Origin of the sequence: Acinetobacter sp. UBA5984, from assembly GCF_002429925.1 — a bacterium.
Taxonomy (GTDB): domain Bacteria; phylum Pseudomonadota; class Gammaproteobacteria; order Pseudomonadales; family Moraxellaceae; genus Acinetobacter; species Acinetobacter variabilis.
The window spans coordinates 20,028-37,787 of the sequence record NZ_DJBE01000050.1 but is presented as its reverse complement, the minus strand read 5'-3'; the positions used below and the strand labels follow the sequence as shown (position 1 = coordinate 37,787).

The following is a 17,760-nucleotide window of genomic DNA, read 5'->3' as shown; positions in this document are numbered from 1 at the left end:
TTATTAATTAGTCTCAGGTGATTTGCTCAGGGCTTTATCCTGATACATTTTTTCATCTGCCTCTATGATAGCTGCTGATAGACCGTATGTGGGATTTCGCATTGCAAAACCAATTGCAGCACTAATGCCAGCTTTTGCAATAGCAGTTTGAATTCTGGTTGCAAGTTTATCCGCATTTTCTCGGTTGGTTTCAATACTGAGTACAGCAAACTCATCACCACCTAGACGAGCGACAATATCATTATTGCGTACAGTGTTTTTGAGGGTTAAAGCCATTTTTTGAATGAGTTCATCACCTGCAGCATGCCCCAAAGTATCATTGGTGATTTTGAGGTCATTAAGATCAATCATGAGAATAGCAACAGGGTGACCATATCGCTTGCAGCGCTTTTCTTCTAATACAATTAACTGGTCCCAAGCACGACGGTTAAAAAGGCCAGTCATGGGATCGGACAATGCCTCCATTTCAAACCGTTCAGCTTTACGTATGTACTCAGCGGCTTTTAATTCAGCTTGAATATTATAGCTAAGCACTTGTGCTAGCAGCTCAAATAATGGAGCTTCCTCGACCAGATTTTTAGATTGAGGTTCAGGATCGATTGCACAGAGAGTGCCAAAAAGGGACCCATCTTCTTTATACAGAGGTTGGCCGATATAGGCTTTAATTGGGACTAAGTGATTTATAGGTGCGTCTACGTAAACTTGAACATCGGGCGAGTAAGGGGCAATGCGGGGCGCATTATTTTGTACCATGTGTGAGCAGAACGAATCTGCCCATCGAAATACTTGTCCTGGCTTAACGTTATAGCCATTATCTTCACTTAGTAACACAATCCAGTCATCACCTTCAGTACGGGTAATCATCCATAACTTAAATCCAAATCGTTGAGATAAGAATTTTAAAATGGCTTGGCCAGCTTCTTCGAAATTCTTAAAGTTAATATTATTCATTAAGTTAGCCCGTTATTTGTACTAAGAGAGATGTGGAAAAAAACAATTTTTAGACTACAGCGTCATATATTATAATTTTAAACTGATTAGCTCACTAATTATTCAAAAATTTAATTCACTTTACTTAAAATTTCTAGAATTCCATCTGCTAATAAATAGGAATATTACTTCATACAATAAAAAGAAAACCCACCGCTGGGGTGGGTTGATTGACGAATATTTGACTATTTTTTCACAGATTTTAATTGCTCAAGTTGTGCCTTGGCATACTCGGATATATTACTGTAATCTTCACTAATAACTTGTAGGAGTTGCTCATTCTCAACAAGTGGGACAATCATTTGAGAAATTGCAGCAAGAAAATTTGTGGTTGGTAAGGCCACTGTAACAGATTCATTAACTATTGTATGGTTACTATCCAATGTATCTGCGTCTGGGGATATAACACCAAAAGTCAGTCGAGTTATATGTGAATTTATTTTAATTTCTGTAATTTCATCAGCATAAGTAGGTATCTTGTCAGACCTGATTAGTTTTTTTGGCTTTAAAGAGGCATCGAAGAAATTCTGCTGAGTTTGTTGATTTGATGGCATACTTTAAACCTTATGTTAAAAAATAAACTCTTTAATTTTATCACTTCTAGCTATACAGGCGTTTGTCCAAGTATTAATGCAATCTGATCCAATAGCTATTTCACGAATAGATGAATTAAAGTTAGAAGTAGTAGTGGTTAAACTTCTTTCTTCAGATATAATTTTCTTGAACTTTTTGAAAGTGGCAAATTCTAGTTGTCCTGAATTCCAAGGTTGATATGGTTTAGTCATTGGAGAATTGTAAAATGCTATATCAACATCGTACCCCAATGAATTTGCAAAAGAACAAATTGATTCAATAGTAAGATTAGAATCTCCAGATAATATACGTGTGATTCGCCCTTTACTAATATTGCAAATTTCAGCCATTTCAGTCCGCGATTTACCAGAGTGAACCATAAGTGCATTTAATGCTGATGCCCATTGAATTTTCTTCACGTCAATTGAGCTGAAGTTTGAGATTTTTTTGCAAACGACATTTTTTTTGTTATCGTTCATATTATCCTCTCCTTAAATCCTTTAGGGTCATTGAAAAATGGCAGTAGTGCATTTCCAATCTCTTGAATTTTGGGATTCTGATGCAGATTAGCGTCTTCACGCTTTGTTAGTATTCGTAATACCATTACCGCTCTACTATGACTCATATAACACCAATAAATACGAATTGCGCTTTTTCTAATCCGTAAAACATTCACATCAATTGTTTTGTGAGTGTCTTGGATTCTAAAACCTGACTCATGACAAGCTTTGTCTGTATAGAAATTTTCCAATGGGAGCCCATGATATGCATTTTCATTAAGTTGAATTAATCCGCTACGAGCATGTTTAGCACTAACTGGATCAGAATGCTCTATACTGGAGATATCCTGATTTAAAAAACAATTTCGGAAATCTGCATATGCTGACGCATGAAAAACTTTGTAACTTTCTTCAGTATCCTCAGGTATAACTAATGGCTCTGGAAAACCAGTAGCTAACCTAGTAAAGTGTATATTCATATTAGTTTACTTATAAGTCAACAATTTTGCAAAATACTAATTATATTTTCCGACAATAATTAATCAGAAAAATTTTGGTTGATTATATATTCAAAATTTTCTTCCCTCGTTCTGTTCTAAGGAGTCGATTTAATTCCTGCATTCTACTCATGTTGATTTAACAAAGTTGTAAAAGCTGCTTTTCTATTAGTACTTAAAATCTTTATGGTGCTGAACAACGACACCAATGATTGAAATTTCGATCTGAGATGAGTTGTAAGTAGGGAAGTCTGGGTTTAAAGGAACAAGCTCAATAATATCGACCCCATGCTCATTAACCCCAACAACACGGTATTTTTTAAATGTAGTCATTGCTACACCGTGCTGAATTTCCTGAGCAACGACCAATGAACCAGGCTTTGGATCTAAGGCTGCATCTACAACAATTTCATCACCTGGCATAAATTCAGGTGCCATGCTCAAGCCATCAATTTCTAACGAGAAAACAGCGTTTGGATCTTTGCCTTCATAACTTGTATATGTTTCATCTTTTGGATGAACGCCGTCGTATACAACTTCCCGCCATATACCAGCTTGGACAAAATCTAATACCGGAATCTTCCTTAGTTTTCTTCTAGAGGGTCTTACATTTGAAACTGGCGTCATCTCAGTCAGTTTTTCACTCTGACTAGCCTCATCTAAAGATATATTTACAGCACTTGCTTGATCCAAAAAGCCTTTTGGTTTGCCAAATGCTTCTTCTATTTTGAGTGCTGTTTCATCACCAATATTTTTAGTTGGATTCTTCCCAATGTATTGACTAAGTAGATTGTAAGAAAGGCCAACTTTTTCAGCAAAATCAGTACGACTCAAACCAGATTTTTTCATTAAATCTCGAGTGTTTTTAAGTCGTATTTCGTGAATCTGCATCAAGCTGGACATGCTAAACCCCATTATTAATTCCATTGTTAAATTTACCTATTAGGTAGAAAAAATAAATACCCTGATAGGTTGAATAAATTTTACCTAGAAGGTATATTTAATATTAATTTACCTATCAGGTGTATTTTCATGCGAAACCTATACGAATACTGGAAATCCTTAAGCGAGGATGAGAGACATATTTTTTGTTCTCGCGCAGGAGTGTCTTACGGCTACATGGAATCACATTTAATTCATGGTCGAAAAAAGCCCCGTATGGAAACCATCCAAGCAATTGTTGATGCCAGCAATAACAAACTATCCCACAAGAAATTGTTTGATTTTTTCTTAAAGAAAGCGCCTGACGCCGCCTAAACCAATTATCAATAATTTAACGTTTTTAATAAACGTGAACTTAATCAAGGTGTTCACATGGATATATCCAAGGAAAGTAAAACCGCACTACACAAGATGATTCACCAATCAAATGGGATTGCACCCAAAGAGATTGCTGATGTTGTTGGTGTGTCTCATAACACGATTTTGAATTATGCCAATCCAAATATGGAAAACCATTTGCCAAGTCTAAAAGCATTTGAAGCGATGCTGATCTATACACAAAACCCAGCTCCATTAAAAGTATGGGCGCATAAATTGGGCTTTATGTTGGTTCCAGTAGATGCGGCAGAGGGTAAGGGTCATGAATTGGGTGTTCTTGAGTCACTGCTGGGTATGAATGTTGGGAATGGCGCAGCGAATAAGCAGGTTTTGTCTGCTTTGGAAGATGGTGTGGTGACACCTGCTGAAATGGATGAGACAGATCACATCCTGGAAGGAATTGAACACAAAATTCAGTCTTTGCGTAAAGCCATGAAAGGTGAGTGTGCAAAGTATTTATCAGCTCTACAAACAGAAAAAGCCTGATGTGCGAGGTCAGGCTTATTCAATTCATTAATGATTGGAACCAATGAATATGAAATCAAATCTAGCACATGAACCACCAATACCTCAAGGGCAAGTAGTTCATTTTCCAAAAAATGAGCGCAAAGCTATGTCGAATAAAGAAGAGCGCTACACCAAAATGCCTAACACGTTAATTGACGGCCAGATCATGGCCCAGTTAAACGACAAGGCATTCAAGTGTTTAATGTTTGTCATGCGCCAGACTATAGGATTTGACCGCGCATCACACCCAATTGCTATTACTCAATTTCAAAAATATTGCGGTATCAAAAAACGCGATACAGTTATGGCATGTATTCGTGATCTGGAAGAGCTGGGTTTAATCAAAGTTGAGAGAACAACAGGTTGCCTAAACGAATATCAATTTACTCCTGACCAGTACCGCGAAAAGGGACTAGTACCAAATGAGGGTAGTACCCTTAAAGGTGATGGGACTAGTACCACCAAACGGGACGGGACCAGTACCGCGAAAGGTGACGGGACCAGTACCGTTGAACGGGGCACTATTAAAGAAACACTTAAAGAAACATTTAAAGAAAACTTTAAAGAGAAAAACGCGCAAGAAAATTCAGTTGATCAGGTATTGAATCTCTGGACACCAGATTTACATTCTCTGAATTCCTGGTTACAACGATCAGGTGAAACTCCGATGACTCAAGAGCTGGTGAATCAGATTTTGCTTGAAGTGAATGCCCATTACGAACCACGTTTGAATGCAGGCTTGATTACAGACACCCAGATGTATTCAAACTTTGTGAAGTGGATCAAACGTAAATACACTCAAAAAACATATCAATCCTCTGAAAAACAAAATTCTAATCTGGATGTGAACACTGCCTGGAACAATCAACCGGTAAAGCAACATGCACCAGTGAATTCACCAGTACATATCCCGGAGGACTTCGTATGAACGCAATGTCGATGCTGAATCAGGGATTGAAACAAACACAAGAGATCTGCTCGAAACACAAAACCCCTATGGTACAAGCTGGGCCATTCCAGAAGTGCCCACAATGCGCCGTAGAGTTCCTGGAAGAACAAAAGCGAAATGCACAGGCCGAAATTGATCGTACCGTACGTGAAAAACACTTTGCTGGTGCAATGCTTCCAGAACGTCATGCTGAGTCAGGTTTTAAGAATTATATCGTTCAGCATGCTGGTCAACAGAATGCATTGAATCTGATTGTTTCCTTTGCCAAAAACATGATCAGTGGCCACAAAAATAACTTTGTGATGGTAGGGCCTACTGGTACAGGAAAAACTCATCTCAGCTGCGCAACAGCTCGGACATTGCTCAACAAGGGAAAATATGCACGTTACATCACCAGTGAGGACATGGCACAGAGAATCATGAATGCCTGGGAGCAGCCGGACGCTACAGAGAAGTCTGTGATTTATGACTTCACTCAGTATGACCTGTTAATCCTGGATGAATATGGACTGCATGACCGGGATAAGCGTAGAGAGCTGGTGCACAAAGTTTTATATGCACGCTATGACCGCATGAAGCCGACCATGCTGATTTCGAACTTAACCCTTGAGGAACTAAAAAGAGACTTGGGTGACCGTCTTTGGTCTCGATTTCAGCAAGGTGGTTTAACCGTAATGGAGTGCAATTGGGCTGATCATCGTGTAGGAGGTGGGGTGTGAACATACCAAGCATCCAACGATTCGAAGAAATCAAAGACATTCTGGTGTATGTGGCTTTCTCTAAACATGAGGTCACGTCAGCTGAGCTTGAAGAGCATGTATGTGACAAAACTAGATCTTCTTTAAATCAAAAATTGCGCGGTCTGGTTCAGGCGGGATATCAGGCTTTTAGATGTAATCACTGCACAAGGTTGTATGTGGCTACAGAAAAGACCAGACAGCTATTTGGAGTGCGTGCTGTGGGGGATACATGACCAGCTACTCAATCGCTGAATACAAAAAAATGGTGAAAGCCACCAGATCGAAAGGGCGCTCCACACGCCCTAATGTCAAAGGCGAAAAAGTACCGAATGAGTTTGAAGCGAAGCTGGCTAGAGAATTAAAAACATTAAAAATTAAGTTTGAGCAGGAGTTTTATTTTCATCCTGATCGCAAGTGGAGAGCAGATTTTCACTTAATTGATAAAAAGATTCTGGTAGAGATTGAAGGCGGGATATGGAGCGGAGGAAGGCATACAAGGGGTAAAGGCTACCTTGGGGACATAGAAAAATATAACGCAGCAACAATGATGGGTTTTCAGGTAATACGGTTTAGTACAGATCAAGTGAAGTCAGGTCACGCGATCCAGCAGATAGAGAAGATGGTAGGGGAAATACGATGAATGCAGCAGTAACGATTATGCAGGCGACGAATTGGGGCAAGTTTAGCTTTGAAGACTGGTCACGTCAGCTTGGGGCTTGGATCAATGGTGATAGTGAAGTAATGGTGATGGTTGTAAAGACTATGCCAACCAAGCGCATTACCCAGAAACAGCGTGAAGATTTGCTTGCGATGTATATGCGTGATGAATCACTGATTGATCGTCTACGTGTACGCCGTACAGGTACATGCTGTCAATTAGACAATAATGAGGCACGTGCAATTCATAAGCTATTTTTGGATCTGCAATCTATTGATGATGAGATTGTTCAGGAATGGATTAGTGCTGTCTGGTCGCACTATGTGATGAGTAATTCTATTCGAGATATAGCGGAAAGTAATGATACCCATATTGCGCAGATTCAACAGGATATCAAGTGCGGATTGGCATTTATTAAATCGCGTTATCCTCACTTTAAATTTGACAAATTTGCCAAAAAAGAAGCGAGTGAAAAATGTGCTTGACGTGTATATACGGGGTATGCGATATTCATGCTACAGTCGACGAAGTGTAAGTTGATTGCACTGTCGTTATTAAAGAAAGCTCGCCAAATGGTGGGCTTTTTTGACATTATTTATTCATAAAATTAAGTGATAATGTCTTTTTGTTTTTGAGCTCTAATTGAAATGGCGATTTTAACTGTTAAAAAACTAGAAGATACTCTCGGTAAATTAGTGGCTGAAGGTAAAAAGCCTGAAAAGATTTTATTAGGCTATAAAGCGTATGGCGAGCTAATGAATGATCGTAGCTTTTTTGAGGAAGTGGCTGGCTCGGCAATGGATCCAAACAAACGAAAATATAAAAATATTAAAATTAAGGTCACTCAAGACGAATACCAGTTTAACGTGAAATGTCAAAAATAGGTTTAAGCATCAAGGAAAGCTCGCCAAATGGTGGGCTTTTTTATTGCCTGAAATAAAGCGCCATTAGCTCAACTGGAAAGAGCATGGGTTTTCTATACCAATGGTTGCAGGTTCGAATCCTGCATGGCGTGCCAGATAGACAAGATTGATTATTAAGTGATCTTTTTGAGTAAATGATGATCAAGTTATTAATAAATATAACTTAATTATTACGTGTTAAAACATTCTGCATATATTTCTTATACTTAGTTGTGATGAGCAAATGCTATCTTGTGTTCATTCCTAGAACCTTACGAAAACAAATAAAAGATGATTTAAATCCTGCCTGTTTAGCCCTCCAGCTAAGCAGGTTTTTTATTTGAAAGTAAAAGTTAATAACATGGTCTTGTATATAATATTTTAAAGTATATAATTCAGCCCAGATTCTATCGCTGTAGTTTCTTTTTTCAAGTTTCTGCCTCCTTTTCCCATAAAGGAGGTATTTTTTTGTCTGGAGAAAAGTATGCTCCGATTCCTATTCTGTTTATTCGGCCTACATAGTGCGACTGAGATCGACTACACGGTTGATGATGAAGAAATCAAGGTGTGTCGGAATTGTTTGAAAGAAGTTAAACAGTAAAAACCCCATTAAGAAATGGGGTTTGGATAAGAATATATTGCCTATGTTTTATTGAAAATTAAAAGGATCATATTTAGTATCCTTGATTGCTAGGATCACTAAAACCGCTGACAAAGCTAGAAGCCCTAAAATTTCTAAAAAGAACATGTCATGTGAAGTTGTAGCCAACACTAAACAAGCCAAAGACATACATATAAAAGCGCCTAGTACGGAATATAGAAAAGTGAGTTTCATGATGAGATATATATTCAAAAAATAAAGCGTGATCAAATTAACATAAAATTTAAGTTGTTATTAACGTAAATTATACACAAACAATACACTTTAATCGAAACCTTAAATAGCCGAACGTATTACGGCAAACAAAGCCCCTCGCATTCTAGATGTTGAGGGGTTTTTCTTTTCTTATTGGTGGTACCTATGACAGACAAAGTACAAGCTAAACAAGACTTAGAATTTTGCAGTGCTGAGCTGTCTAAATATCAGAATCTCAGTCGATCCGGCCTGACACGTAATGAGCTGCTGGCAATCGATGGCATCATGATTAAGCTGAAAGAGCGTATTAAGAATTTGCGGTTCGCTTTGTATGGATCCTAAGCACTATAAAAAATTAACCGATAAAGGCCCAATCAAAAATAACCCTCGTAACAGACCACTGCCTAAAGCTGGTGAGAAATACTTAGAAGCATTCGATCGGCTCAAAGAGATCCTTGATCGAATGGAAATCAAATACGAAGAATATTTTCATTTTAAAACCACTAAACACTGGCGTTTTGATCTTCACCTTATCGAATATCGAATACTGATTGAAATTGCAGGTGGTCCTTGGTCTGGTGGCCGTAAAGGTAAACTGGCTACTAAAGCCTGGAGCATAGATCGTTATGATCATGCTGAAGAAATGGGTTATCGGTATATACGCTTTGAAGTATCTGATATCTCATCATCCAACAGGGCCATACAGTGGCTTAGAAATTTAAAGGCATCACATGGAACAGTTCAGACCATTCCCACCGACGGATCTGATTGATCAGGCCGAGGAAGAAGAAGCCATTCGCTTGGCACCTGCACCAGAGCTCAAAGAATGGGTCGTGAAGAATTGGCTCACTTTAGGTGGTGAACTACATAACCCGGATCATGATCATATTGCCGAGTTACTTCACGACAATGAAGAATTCCTTGCATTTGCCTGGGCTTCATCTGCCGCTCTAGCGAAAAAACGTATGGTATTAGGCCAGTGTGAAAAGGTTATGTTTAACGTGGGTGGCTGGAAGAAAGCACGCCAGGAACAACAGATGCGAGACTGGTTTAGTTTCGTACCTCAATATCTGATTACCGTTGACGCTACTTATTGTGAACAAGCTACAGATCGAGACTTCTGCCGGTTGATTGAGCATGAGCTTTATCACATCGGTGTAGAGCGTGATGAAGATGGCGAAATCATTTATAGCGATATGACTGGGCTGCCTAAGCATTACTTAGCTGGCCATGATGTAGAAGTGTTCTTTGGTGAAACCAAACGATGGGGGGCTGATGATTCAGTGAAACGTCTCGTTGAAATTGCTAAGAATGCGCCGTTTGTATCTGAAACGAATATTGCAGCATGTTGTGGGAACTGTGTCATCGGTTAAATTTTTTTGCCTATCTTGCTATACGTAGCTATACAAAAGGGGTGTTTATGGCAGCACTTAAAGAGCCTGTAAAAATGTTTATAGTTCAGTCTCTTGCTTGCTTTGAAACACCTCAACAAGTAGTGGAAGCAGTAAAGCAAGAATATAAGATTGAGATTACTAGGCAGCAGGTCGCACTTTACGATCCAACCAAAGTGGCTGGACGAAACCTAAGTAAAAAATTGATAGAGCTATTTCACCAGACACGTAAGGACTTTCGCGAAAATATTGAAGATATTGCAATTGCTAATAAAGCCTTTCGTTTGCGTGAACTCCAGAAGATGTATGAAGATTCTGGAAAAAATAAGCGAGCAAAACAAAACCTGCTGAAGCAAGCCTTTCAAGAAACGGATGGCCGTGTGACTAAGCAGGAAATTACCGGTAAAGATGGTAAGCCAATAGAAACCATCAATCAGAATGTACCTACGGATAGCTACCTGAAAGCACGGGAGCGAGTTCTAAATGAATACTGACCTAGCACGGGAATTAGCGATTCAGCTTGAAGCTCAAGAAGATCTATATTTCTTTTCGCGTTTTATGTTTAAGGAACGGCGTAAGTACAAATGGCTGCATAACTGGCACCACCGTGTGGTATGTGATGCGCTAATGAAGGTGTATCGGGGTGAAACCAAAAGACTGATTATCAATATTCCACCCCGATATTCTAAAACTGAGCTCGCAGTGATTAATTTCATGGCTTGGTGTTTTGGCAAAGCGCCTGACAGTGAGTTTATTCATGTCAGCTATTCAGCCACACTTGCAGCCAATAATGCTTTCCAGACTCGTAACTTGGTGCAGGAAGCAGCCTATAAGCGTGTTTTTCCTGATTTTGCATTACGTGATGATAGTAAGGCTAAGGATGATTGGCGTACCGCTGAAGGTGGTGTCTGCTATTCACAAGGAACCGGCGGTACTATTACAGGTTTTGGTGCTGGTAAATTTCGAGATTCATTTGGTGGTGCAATCATTATCGATGACCCGCATAAAGCCAGTGAAGCGCGTTCCGATACGATCCGTAAGGGCGTAATTGAGTGGTTCCAGAATACGCTTGAATCACGAACGAACTCACCAGATACACCCATCATTGTCATTATGCAGCGTTTGCATGAGGAAGATTTGGCAGGCTGGCTGCTTGACGGCGGTAATGGTGAAAAATGGGAGCATTTAGAGCTTTCAGCCATTCAGCCTGATGGATCAGCACTATGGCCAGCTAAACACAGTATTGAAACGCTTGAACGAATGGAGTTGGCAGCGCCGTATGTCTTTGCCGGACAGTATAGACAGAGACCATCACCACCAGCAGGTGGTTTTTTTAAACCTGACAATATTGAAATTGTGGATGCGCTACCTGCCGATATTACCCACCAAGTACGTGCTTGGGACTTAGCTTCTTCTGAAAATGAAGGTGATTACACTGCAGGCGTAAAGGAAGCTAAAAGCCAAGATGGCTATATCTATATCGTTGATGTGCAGCATGCACAGCTAGGTCCTGACGGCGTTGAAAAGCGCATTAAGCAAACTGCCGAGATGGATGGTAAATCAGTTGCCATTCGACTACCTCAGGATCCAGGTCAGGCGGGTAAAGCTCAAGCGAAGAACTTTATTACCAAGTTATCTGGTTTCAATGTAAAGGCAGAGACAGTATCGGGTGACAAGATTACCCGGGCTCAGCCTTTTGCAGCCCAAGTCAACGTGGGGAATGTGAAAATGCTTCGTGGTGACTGGAATAAAGCATTCATTGAGGAATTACGAAACTTTCCGAATGGCAAACATGATGATCAGGTGGATGCTGGTAGCGATGCCTTTAACGAGCTGAATGAAGCTAGAACTCCAAAAAAACCTGCAGGTGCAGGATCTCGAACTTATTAAGGTGTTTACATGGCAAAGTCTAAAAAGGACAAAGCGTCAAAGAAGGCTTTGTCTTATGGCAATTTATACACTCAAGAAGCAGTCACTCAATTTCTGGTGAACTTTGGTAAGCAACCGGATACGGATGAAGTACTGCGTAAAGCAGGTATTACGCGTCACAGATTGCGTGTACTGCTTGATGATGATGAGATTGCACAAGTAGTGGAAACGCGAATTGATGCATTGCTAGCTACGCCGTTGCGTGTTGAACCCAATGATACTGAGGAAGCACAAAAGCTTAATCTGATCTTGAAAGAATGGTTTCATGAAATTGCTACTGGTGCCATGAATGCGCTGTTCTTTGGTTATTCAGTACAGGAAGCTGTCTATGAGTTAAAACCAGAAGGCTATGTGGGTATTCAGTGGATCGGTGAAAAACCTATGCAGTGGTTTGAACCTAAAAATGATGGCCGCTTAATTTACCGACCAGAAGGCATTGGTACCGAGCATGAAGTGGATCAGGTATTCAAATTCTTTTTAACACGCCGTAAGGCAACATATGAACAGCCATACGGTAAAGCCCTGTTGGCGACCCTGTACTGGCTATTCTTTTTCAAACAAAATGGTTTTAAGTTCTGGGCTAAATTTCTGGAACGTTTTGGAACGCCGATCTTACTGGGTAAGTGTAAAGACACTGAAACCGAGGACATGAGCAGAGCATTGTTAAATGCACATGCACAGAGCGTCTTATCGATTGATGCAGATGATGATGTTCAGATTTTGTCTACATCAGGGACAAGTGGTACTGCTGGTGCTGCGTTTGAATCATTCAATAATCAGCTAATTCGCCAGATCCAAAAGGTTGTATTAGGGCAGACGCTTACCAGTGGAACTGATGGAAAGGGAAGTTATAGCCTTGGCCAAGTGCATGAAAATGTACGAATGGACAAGTTGAAGTCAGATATTCGATTGGTGACTCCAACCCTACAAGCTGTAGTCAACTCACTATGTGTCTTGAATGGGTGGTCTAAATATACAGTTATGTTGGGTGAAAAACCAAAACCACTGAATAAAGACCAGGCAGAACGAGATGTACACTTAAAAAATGCAGGTGCCAATCTTTCTAAAGATTACTTCATTCGTGAGTATGGACTGCAAGAAGAAGATCTGGTTGATCAAGTCCAAACTGCCTTCAATCAATTCACCGCATTACCTCGCCAGGCATTCAACTTCAAGGCGACAGCAAATAAGCTCTCACCGGAACAGCAAGAAGTTGAAGAACTGACTGATGGTCAGGATGAATTGCAGTTACTTAAGCCGGACCAGGTCAAGGAATTGGTATTCAAGTCTGATAGCCCTGAAAGTCTGGCCTATAACCTGATGCAATTAATACCTGGTGCAACTCAGACACAGTTCACAGCTAATCTGGACCAAGCTTTGTATGCTGCAGATGTATTGGGGTATGTGACGGCTCAAAACGGGAAGTAGGCTATGCAACCAGTCACGTTTCTTGAGGCGCTTCGGTACGCTCACAGTAAAAAGATCGTGCTACCTGATGAGTTTTATTCAATGGACCTTAAGACCCGACAGATGGCGACTACGGTTAGCTTTCTATCGAGTCTTGAGCAGATTGAAACGGTCATCAAGGCGGTGAATAAATCGATTGCCGACGGCGGTACTTTTAAAGATTTTCAGAAGCTCATTAAAGAATCTGAAATCATTCTGCCAAAGCACTACCTGGATAATGTATTTCGTACCAATATTCAAAGTGCTTATGGTCATGGGCGGTGGCAACAACAGCAACGGAATAAGGCTAAACGACCGTACCTGATGTACTCAGCTATCGATGATAGTCGAGTGCGTCCTAGTCATTTAGCTTTAAACCGGATTATATTGCCGATTGATCATCCGTTCTGGCTGACACATTACCCGCCCATTTCTTTCCGTTGTCGTTGCACCGTGATTTCCTTAACTGAGAAACAGGCGCTGAAATATGGCATTACGTCAGATGATCAGTTGCCAGAAGTAGCTGAGGCTTTGGATTGGAGTTCGCATCCATTGCAGTTTGGTGAACTTGAATCACTGGTGGATAAAAAGATCAGTGCTTCATCACTAGATAAAGAATATCTACTCGAGCAGAAAGAGATCATCAAAGCAGAATGGACGGCGAGTAAAAAACTCACAAGACTATTTGCTCCGATGGATGATAAGGCTCGGGACTTATTCGATACTGTGGCCAATACAGTAATACCACTTGATCCAAGCATTCGACCAAGTGCGATTCGCACCTTCTTGGACTATGTGCAGGGAAATGATGCCGCACTGACTGGCTATTTAAACTCTGCTACAGGCTCACTAGCTGATGATGTACTTAAGCGCTGGCTGAGTGCAGACATGGCAGCGATTCAAACTGTGGCAAGCAATACGGCTTCTACCGTAGTAGGTGCTGCAACTCTTAATCAAGTAGCGGCTTATCAGGTAGGGCAAACACTTCAATTGAATGCGCCGTTGCTGATGGCTGATACAGCTTCAGATATCGTGATTAAGATTGAGAATGCTAAAGGCTTGGGTGTTGATCTGGATATGTTGAATGCTGGTAACGGCGTTTTAATACCGATGGGATTGTCATTTGAGGTTGTTTCGATTGAAGCGGTTGAAGGGCAGATGGTTTATACGATCAGACCACTAGTTAATTAATCTTTTAATTAACTAATCTGCTATAGGACAATGTTTAAGCTACATTTTTTATACAACGAATGGAATATTTAAATATTGGATTAGGGGCAAAGTAGACTTATAAAATCTGTACAGCTTAGTCACTTGGTTGGGATATGGTTTGTTTTGCAATTGAGATCGAAATACCTGCAGATAAGTGCCCTAAAATAAGAGGCCGAAAGCGTTTAATAAGAGAAGGAAAGGCAAGGGTTCTTTTGTCAAATAATACTTCTACAAGGAGAGCGCTTACGGGATTTACAAGGTATGGGGTATCTAGCGGAAGGAATGCAATAGTCTTAACTCCATATGAGTTCAAAGATCGTGAGAACCAGATAACAAACTTTCTAAATAAGAGGTTTGATAGTGAATGGAAACTTAAGCTGATACCTATAAAGAATACTTGAACTATTTACCCACCTCGGTGGGTTTATTTGTAGCTATTTTACGCCGTCCGAAAGGGCGGTTTTTTTATGGAGCATGAGAAATGCCAAAAGAAGAGGAACATAAGCCGAATCAGTATTGCTTCCAGGTCGGTAACTTAAATGTCGATCAAGCTGAAGATGGCAAGAAGAAGCGGACTTTCTCCGGTGTTGCATACAGTGGTGAAGTTATTACCGATCATTGGTATTGGGATCGAATCATCTTTGATCTTGATTCTATGCAAATTAAAGGCCGAATCCCTGCGTTACTGGATCACTCAACCCGGCAACGTGCTGGAGCCATCAATAGCCACAGCATTGATCACCAGAACGGACTAACAGTTTCGGGCGATCTAATGAGTAATGAATTTGGTACTCAGGTAGCTCAGGACTCTGACGATGGCTTTCCGTGGCAGATGTCAGTGCGAATTGAACCCTCTGCAGTCGAAGAAATCCAAGCGGGTGCATCAGTCACTGTAAATGGAAAAGTGCATCAAGGGCCTATCACGGTTTTTCGTGGTGGTCGTATTCGTGAAGTGTCTTTCTGTGCTTTGGGTGCGGATGACAACACAAACGCAGTGGCAGCGAGTCACTCTCCAAAACAATTTAATCAACCAGAGGACACCGACGTGACCGAATTAGAACAGGCGCAAGCCAAAATCAGAGAATTGGAAGGTCAGGTCTCCACCTTGACTGAACAAAACAAACAGTTTGCAACAGATAAGCGTAATTCTGAAATTGACGCTTTGGCCAAAGCTCTAAACAAAGAGTTTAGCGCTGAAGAAAAAACAAAGTTTGCAGCCATGCCAGATGATGCATTTGAACTGATGGCAGGAACACTCAAACAGTTTGCAGCAGGCAGTCAACAAACACCAGCTGAACAACAACAGCAAACACAAACACCAAGTGTAAATCCGGCATTTACTCACTTGTTCACTCATCAAGCCAATCCGGGGCAAGGTGGTCAAGCTCCACAAGGCTCGGCTTTAGATCAGGCATTTAATCAGTTTGTAGCAGCACAGCAACAAGGAGCTAAATCATGAGCCAAGTCGTAACAGGAACTATTGAAAATAAACAGCTAGTGGTCGGTGACGGCGTACGTACAGAAAATGCCAAAGTAAAAACTGCTACAGCATATAAGCGCGGCGATTTACTTAACGTGAGTGCCGATAACGTTGCTGATCATCCTGTTGTCACTGAAGGTGTAGTAGGTGAATGGAATGCAATTGCTGTTTCAGATTTCACCGCAGCGCAATCTACTTACCATGCGGCTAATAATCTTGAAATGCCGATCTACGTGCAAGGCCCATTTGATATTGCAGTAGTTACAGTGAATGGAACACCTCTGACTACTGCTCAATATGATGCAGTACGTGCACAAGCATTAAAAAACAAAATCGAACTTCGTAAAGTTGTGGGGAACTAAGACATGAGTCAAACTTTTACATTTCAAAATGCACCAGTGGAATTACTGGATGTGCCACAGCTGGTATTACTGACTGATACCACTCAAAAGGTAGATACCTGGCTGATGGACCGCTTTTTCCCTCAGCGTGTTTCCTACACTAAAAAAGAAGTTCCAGTAGGTGAGCTAAATACAGCGACTCCACTTGCGCCGTTTGTTACTCCGACTGCAGCTGGACGTCAGATTAAAGTAGGTGAATCTGGTAACGTGAAATTCGTTAAGCCAGCTTATCTGAAACCAATGATGACAGTCATGCCAAGTGAAGTGCAAAACACTGCTCTGATCGCACGCTTACGTCAGTTTGGTGTGATTGCGACTGGCTCAAATCGCTTGTCTGATGCAGATCTACTACTGATTGATCAGGCTCAAAAAGCATTGTATCTGCGTCAGTCTATCGAAAACCGAAAGCTATTAATTGCTCGTGATGTGCTTCTCTACGGTAAAACCACTTTTGCTTCTGCAGACTTCCCGATGTATGAAGTAGATTATGAACGTAATGCAGCATGTAACTTTACGCCGTTGATCAAATGGGGCCAAGCGGGTGCTACTCCAGTCAAAGATATTCAAGCGATGATTGATCTTTCTGTTGAGCATGCTGGTACATCACCAATCATGGCCTTAACTACGTCAAAAGTGTATAACACGCTGATTAAAGATCCTGAGTTTAAGGAAAAGTTCATTGCTCCATATGCGGGTGTGAGTGTTCCACTTACTCCAACCTTTGATCAATCTGATAAACCCCAATTCCGCGGTACCATCGATAACCTAGAAATCTGGACCTATGATGCTAAACACAGCATGAATGGAAGTGTTGAGCGTTTCATTCCAGAAGATTTCTTTGGGCTGGTTTCTGATGCTAATGGTTGGATTGCTCACTGTGCATTGCAAAACGTTGAAGCATTTGGCCAAGCTCTAGAATTCTATTTAAGCCAATGGCAGGAAAAGAACCCTTCAAGCATTCAATTATTAGCTGAATCATCTCCACTTGCTGTTCCTAATAACAAGAACGGTTTAGTCGGTGGACGTGGATTTGTATAAGGAGATCAAAATGCCAAAGTACATTGCAAAACAATCGATCGGACACTTCCGTCCAGGTCAGGAAATTGAGGGGCTTGAAGCTAAACAACTTCAGGCCCTTTTAGCGTCTGGGGCTATTGAAGAATATCAAGAGCCGGAAGAACCTAAGGCAGATGGTGCCGCTGCACGTTTAGCTAAACTTGAAAAAGCCAATACTGAGCTGACAGCAGCCAATGAAGCCTTAACCAAAGCCAATCAGACAGCAACTGTCGACAAGGCTAAAGCTGAGCAAGAAATTGCTGAGCTCAAAGCCAAGGTGGCTGAACTGGAAAAGGCGAAGCCTGCTGCAAAACCTAAGGCAGACTCAAAGCCTGCTGACGATGCCAAGTAGG

The 17,760-nt window shown here is 40.9% G+C and carries 23 protein-coding genes and 1 tRNA gene; 19 read left to right on the top strand and 5 right to left on the bottom strand.

Annotated features, from left to right (window positions below; translation table 11 throughout):
- Positions 1 to 3 precede the first annotated feature (3 nt).
- From B3J29_RS07580 to B3J29_RS07560, 5 genes are all read right to left on the bottom strand, one after another.
- A complete protein-coding gene (locus tag B3J29_RS07580) occupies positions 4 to 951 on the bottom strand; it encodes a GGDEF domain-containing protein (RefSeq protein WP_034171175.1) in 948 nt (315 codons plus the stop codon).
- 224 nt (positions 952 to 1,175) lie between these two features.
- Positions 1,176 to 1,544 (bottom strand): hypothetical protein, encoded by a 369-nt coding sequence (locus B3J29_RS07575; protein ID WP_180033907.1) that lies wholly within the window; start codon positions 1,542 to 1,544, stop codon positions 1,176 to 1,178.
- 15 nt (positions 1,545 to 1,559) lie between these two features.
- Complete coding sequence (locus B3J29_RS07570; protein ID WP_180033906.1) at positions 1,560 to 2,042, bottom strand: helix-turn-helix domain-containing protein; 483 nt, start codon at positions 2,040 to 2,042, stop codon at positions 1,560 to 1,562.
- A complete protein-coding gene (locus tag B3J29_RS07565) occupies positions 2,039 to 2,542 on the bottom strand; it encodes a hypothetical protein (RefSeq protein WP_180033905.1) in 504 nt (167 codons plus the stop codon). The genes B3J29_RS07570 and B3J29_RS07565 overlap by 4 nt, the downstream gene beginning before the upstream one ends.
- A gap of 186 nt (positions 2,543 to 2,728) precedes the next feature.
- Positions 2,729 to 3,463 carry a LexA family protein gene (locus B3J29_RS07560; protein ID WP_376745462.1) on the bottom strand — a complete coding sequence of 245 codons (735 nt, stop codon included), beginning with the start codon at positions 3,461 to 3,463 and terminating at the stop codon, positions 2,729 to 2,731.
- Positions 3,464 to 3,592: 129 nt separating this feature from the next.
- On the opposite strand from B3J29_RS07560, the gene B3J29_RS07555 reads away from it, so the two are divergent.
- The 19 genes from B3J29_RS07555 (at position 3,593) to B3J29_RS07465 (ending at position 17,759) form a co-directional block, all read left to right on the top strand.
- Complete coding sequence (locus B3J29_RS07555) at positions 3,593 to 3,817, top strand: XRE family transcriptional regulator (protein ID WP_180047666.1); 225 nt, start codon at positions 3,593 to 3,595, stop codon at positions 3,815 to 3,817.
- 57 nt (positions 3,818 to 3,874) lie between these two features.
- Positions 3,875 to 4,366, top strand: coding sequence for a phage regulatory CII family protein (locus tag B3J29_RS07550; protein WP_286964834.1), 492 nt, complete (start codon positions 3,875 to 3,877; stop codon positions 4,364 to 4,366).
- A 49-nt stretch (positions 4,367 to 4,415) separates the two neighbouring features.
- Positions 4,416 to 5,315 carry a replication protein gene (locus tag B3J29_RS07545; RefSeq protein ID WP_200230644.1) on the top strand — a complete coding sequence of 300 codons (900 nt, stop codon included), beginning with the start codon at positions 4,416 to 4,418 and terminating at the stop codon, positions 5,313 to 5,315.
- Positions 5,312 to 6,055, top strand: coding sequence for an ATP-binding protein (locus B3J29_RS07540; RefSeq protein WP_286964831.1), 744 nt, complete (start codon positions 5,312 to 5,314; stop codon positions 6,053 to 6,055). Before B3J29_RS07545 ends, B3J29_RS07540 begins: the two co-directional genes overlap by 4 nt.
- Positions 6,056 to 6,305: 250 nt before the next feature.
- Positions 6,306 to 6,716: a DUF559 domain-containing protein gene (locus tag B3J29_RS07535; protein ID WP_200230656.1), complete on the top strand. Its 411-nt coding sequence runs from the start codon at positions 6,306 to 6,308 to the stop codon at positions 6,714 to 6,716.
- Complete coding sequence (locus B3J29_RS07530) at positions 6,713 to 7,219, top strand: hypothetical protein (RefSeq protein WP_200230658.1); 507 nt, start codon at positions 6,713 to 6,715, stop codon at positions 7,217 to 7,219. Before B3J29_RS07535 ends, B3J29_RS07530 begins: the two co-directional genes overlap by 4 nt.
- Before the next feature lie 162 nt (positions 7,220 to 7,381).
- On the top strand, positions 7,382 to 7,618 hold the full coding sequence (locus B3J29_RS07525; protein ID WP_005262234.1) for a hypothetical protein: 237 nt from the start codon (positions 7,382 to 7,384) through the stop codon (positions 7,616 to 7,618).
- A gap of 57 nt (positions 7,619 to 7,675) precedes the next feature.
- A tRNA-Arg gene (locus B3J29_RS07520) sits at positions 7,676 to 7,752 on the top strand.
- Positions 7,753 to 8,657: 905 nt separating this feature from the next.
- The gene (locus tag B3J29_RS07515) at positions 8,658 to 8,834 is read left to right on the top strand and encodes a hypothetical protein (protein WP_180047644.1); all 177 of its coding nucleotides are present in this window, start codon (positions 8,658 to 8,660) and stop codon (positions 8,832 to 8,834) included.
- Positions 8,824 to 9,264 carry a hypothetical protein gene (locus tag B3J29_RS07510; RefSeq protein WP_286964825.1) on the top strand — a complete coding sequence of 147 codons (441 nt, stop codon included), beginning with the start codon at positions 8,824 to 8,826 and terminating at the stop codon, positions 9,262 to 9,264. The genes B3J29_RS07515 and B3J29_RS07510 overlap by 11 nt, the downstream gene beginning before the upstream one ends.
- Positions 9,224 to 9,865, top strand: a complete 642-nt coding sequence (locus B3J29_RS07505; RefSeq protein WP_286964824.1) for a putative metallopeptidase — start codon at positions 9,224 to 9,226, stop codon at positions 9,863 to 9,865. The genes B3J29_RS07510 and B3J29_RS07505 overlap by 41 nt, the downstream gene beginning before the upstream one ends.
- A gap of 47 nt (positions 9,866 to 9,912) precedes the next feature.
- On the top strand, positions 9,913 to 10,377 hold the full coding sequence (locus tag B3J29_RS07500; RefSeq protein ID WP_286964823.1) for a DUF2280 domain-containing protein: 465 nt from the start codon (positions 9,913 to 9,915) through the stop codon (positions 10,375 to 10,377).
- Positions 10,367 to 11,773 carry a phage terminase large subunit gene (gene terL / locus B3J29_RS07495; RefSeq protein WP_286964821.1) on the top strand — a complete coding sequence of 469 codons (1,407 nt, stop codon included), beginning with the start codon at positions 10,367 to 10,369 and terminating at the stop codon, positions 11,771 to 11,773. The genes B3J29_RS07500 and terL overlap by 11 nt, the downstream gene beginning before the upstream one ends.
- Before the next feature lie 9 nt (positions 11,774 to 11,782).
- A complete protein-coding gene (locus tag B3J29_RS07490) occupies positions 11,783 to 13,240 on the top strand; it encodes a phage portal protein family protein (protein ID WP_286964818.1) in 1,458 nt (485 codons plus the stop codon).
- Between the two features lie 3 nt (positions 13,241 to 13,243).
- Positions 13,244 to 14,449 (top strand): phage minor head protein, encoded by a 1,206-nt coding sequence (locus B3J29_RS07485; RefSeq protein WP_286964816.1) that lies wholly within the window; start codon positions 13,244 to 13,246, stop codon positions 14,447 to 14,449.
- Positions 14,450 to 14,951: 502 nt separating this feature from the next.
- Positions 14,952 to 15,929, top strand: a complete 978-nt coding sequence (locus B3J29_RS07480) for a hypothetical protein (RefSeq protein WP_005236583.1) — start codon at positions 14,952 to 14,954, stop codon at positions 15,927 to 15,929.
- The gene (locus tag B3J29_RS07475; protein ID WP_005236582.1) at positions 15,926 to 16,312 is read left to right on the top strand and encodes a hypothetical protein; all 387 of its coding nucleotides are present in this window, start codon (positions 15,926 to 15,928) and stop codon (positions 16,310 to 16,312) included. Before B3J29_RS07480 ends, B3J29_RS07475 begins: the two co-directional genes overlap by 4 nt.
- A 3-nt stretch (positions 16,313 to 16,315) precedes the next feature.
- Positions 16,316 to 17,389, top strand: a complete 1,074-nt coding sequence (locus B3J29_RS07470; RefSeq protein ID WP_005236581.1) for a major capsid protein — start codon at positions 16,316 to 16,318, stop codon at positions 17,387 to 17,389.
- A gap of 10 nt (positions 17,390 to 17,399) precedes the next feature.
- Positions 17,400 to 17,759, top strand: coding sequence for a hypothetical protein (locus tag B3J29_RS07465; RefSeq protein ID WP_286964809.1), 360 nt, complete (start codon positions 17,400 to 17,402; stop codon positions 17,757 to 17,759).
- Position 17,760 lies beyond the last annotated feature (1 nt).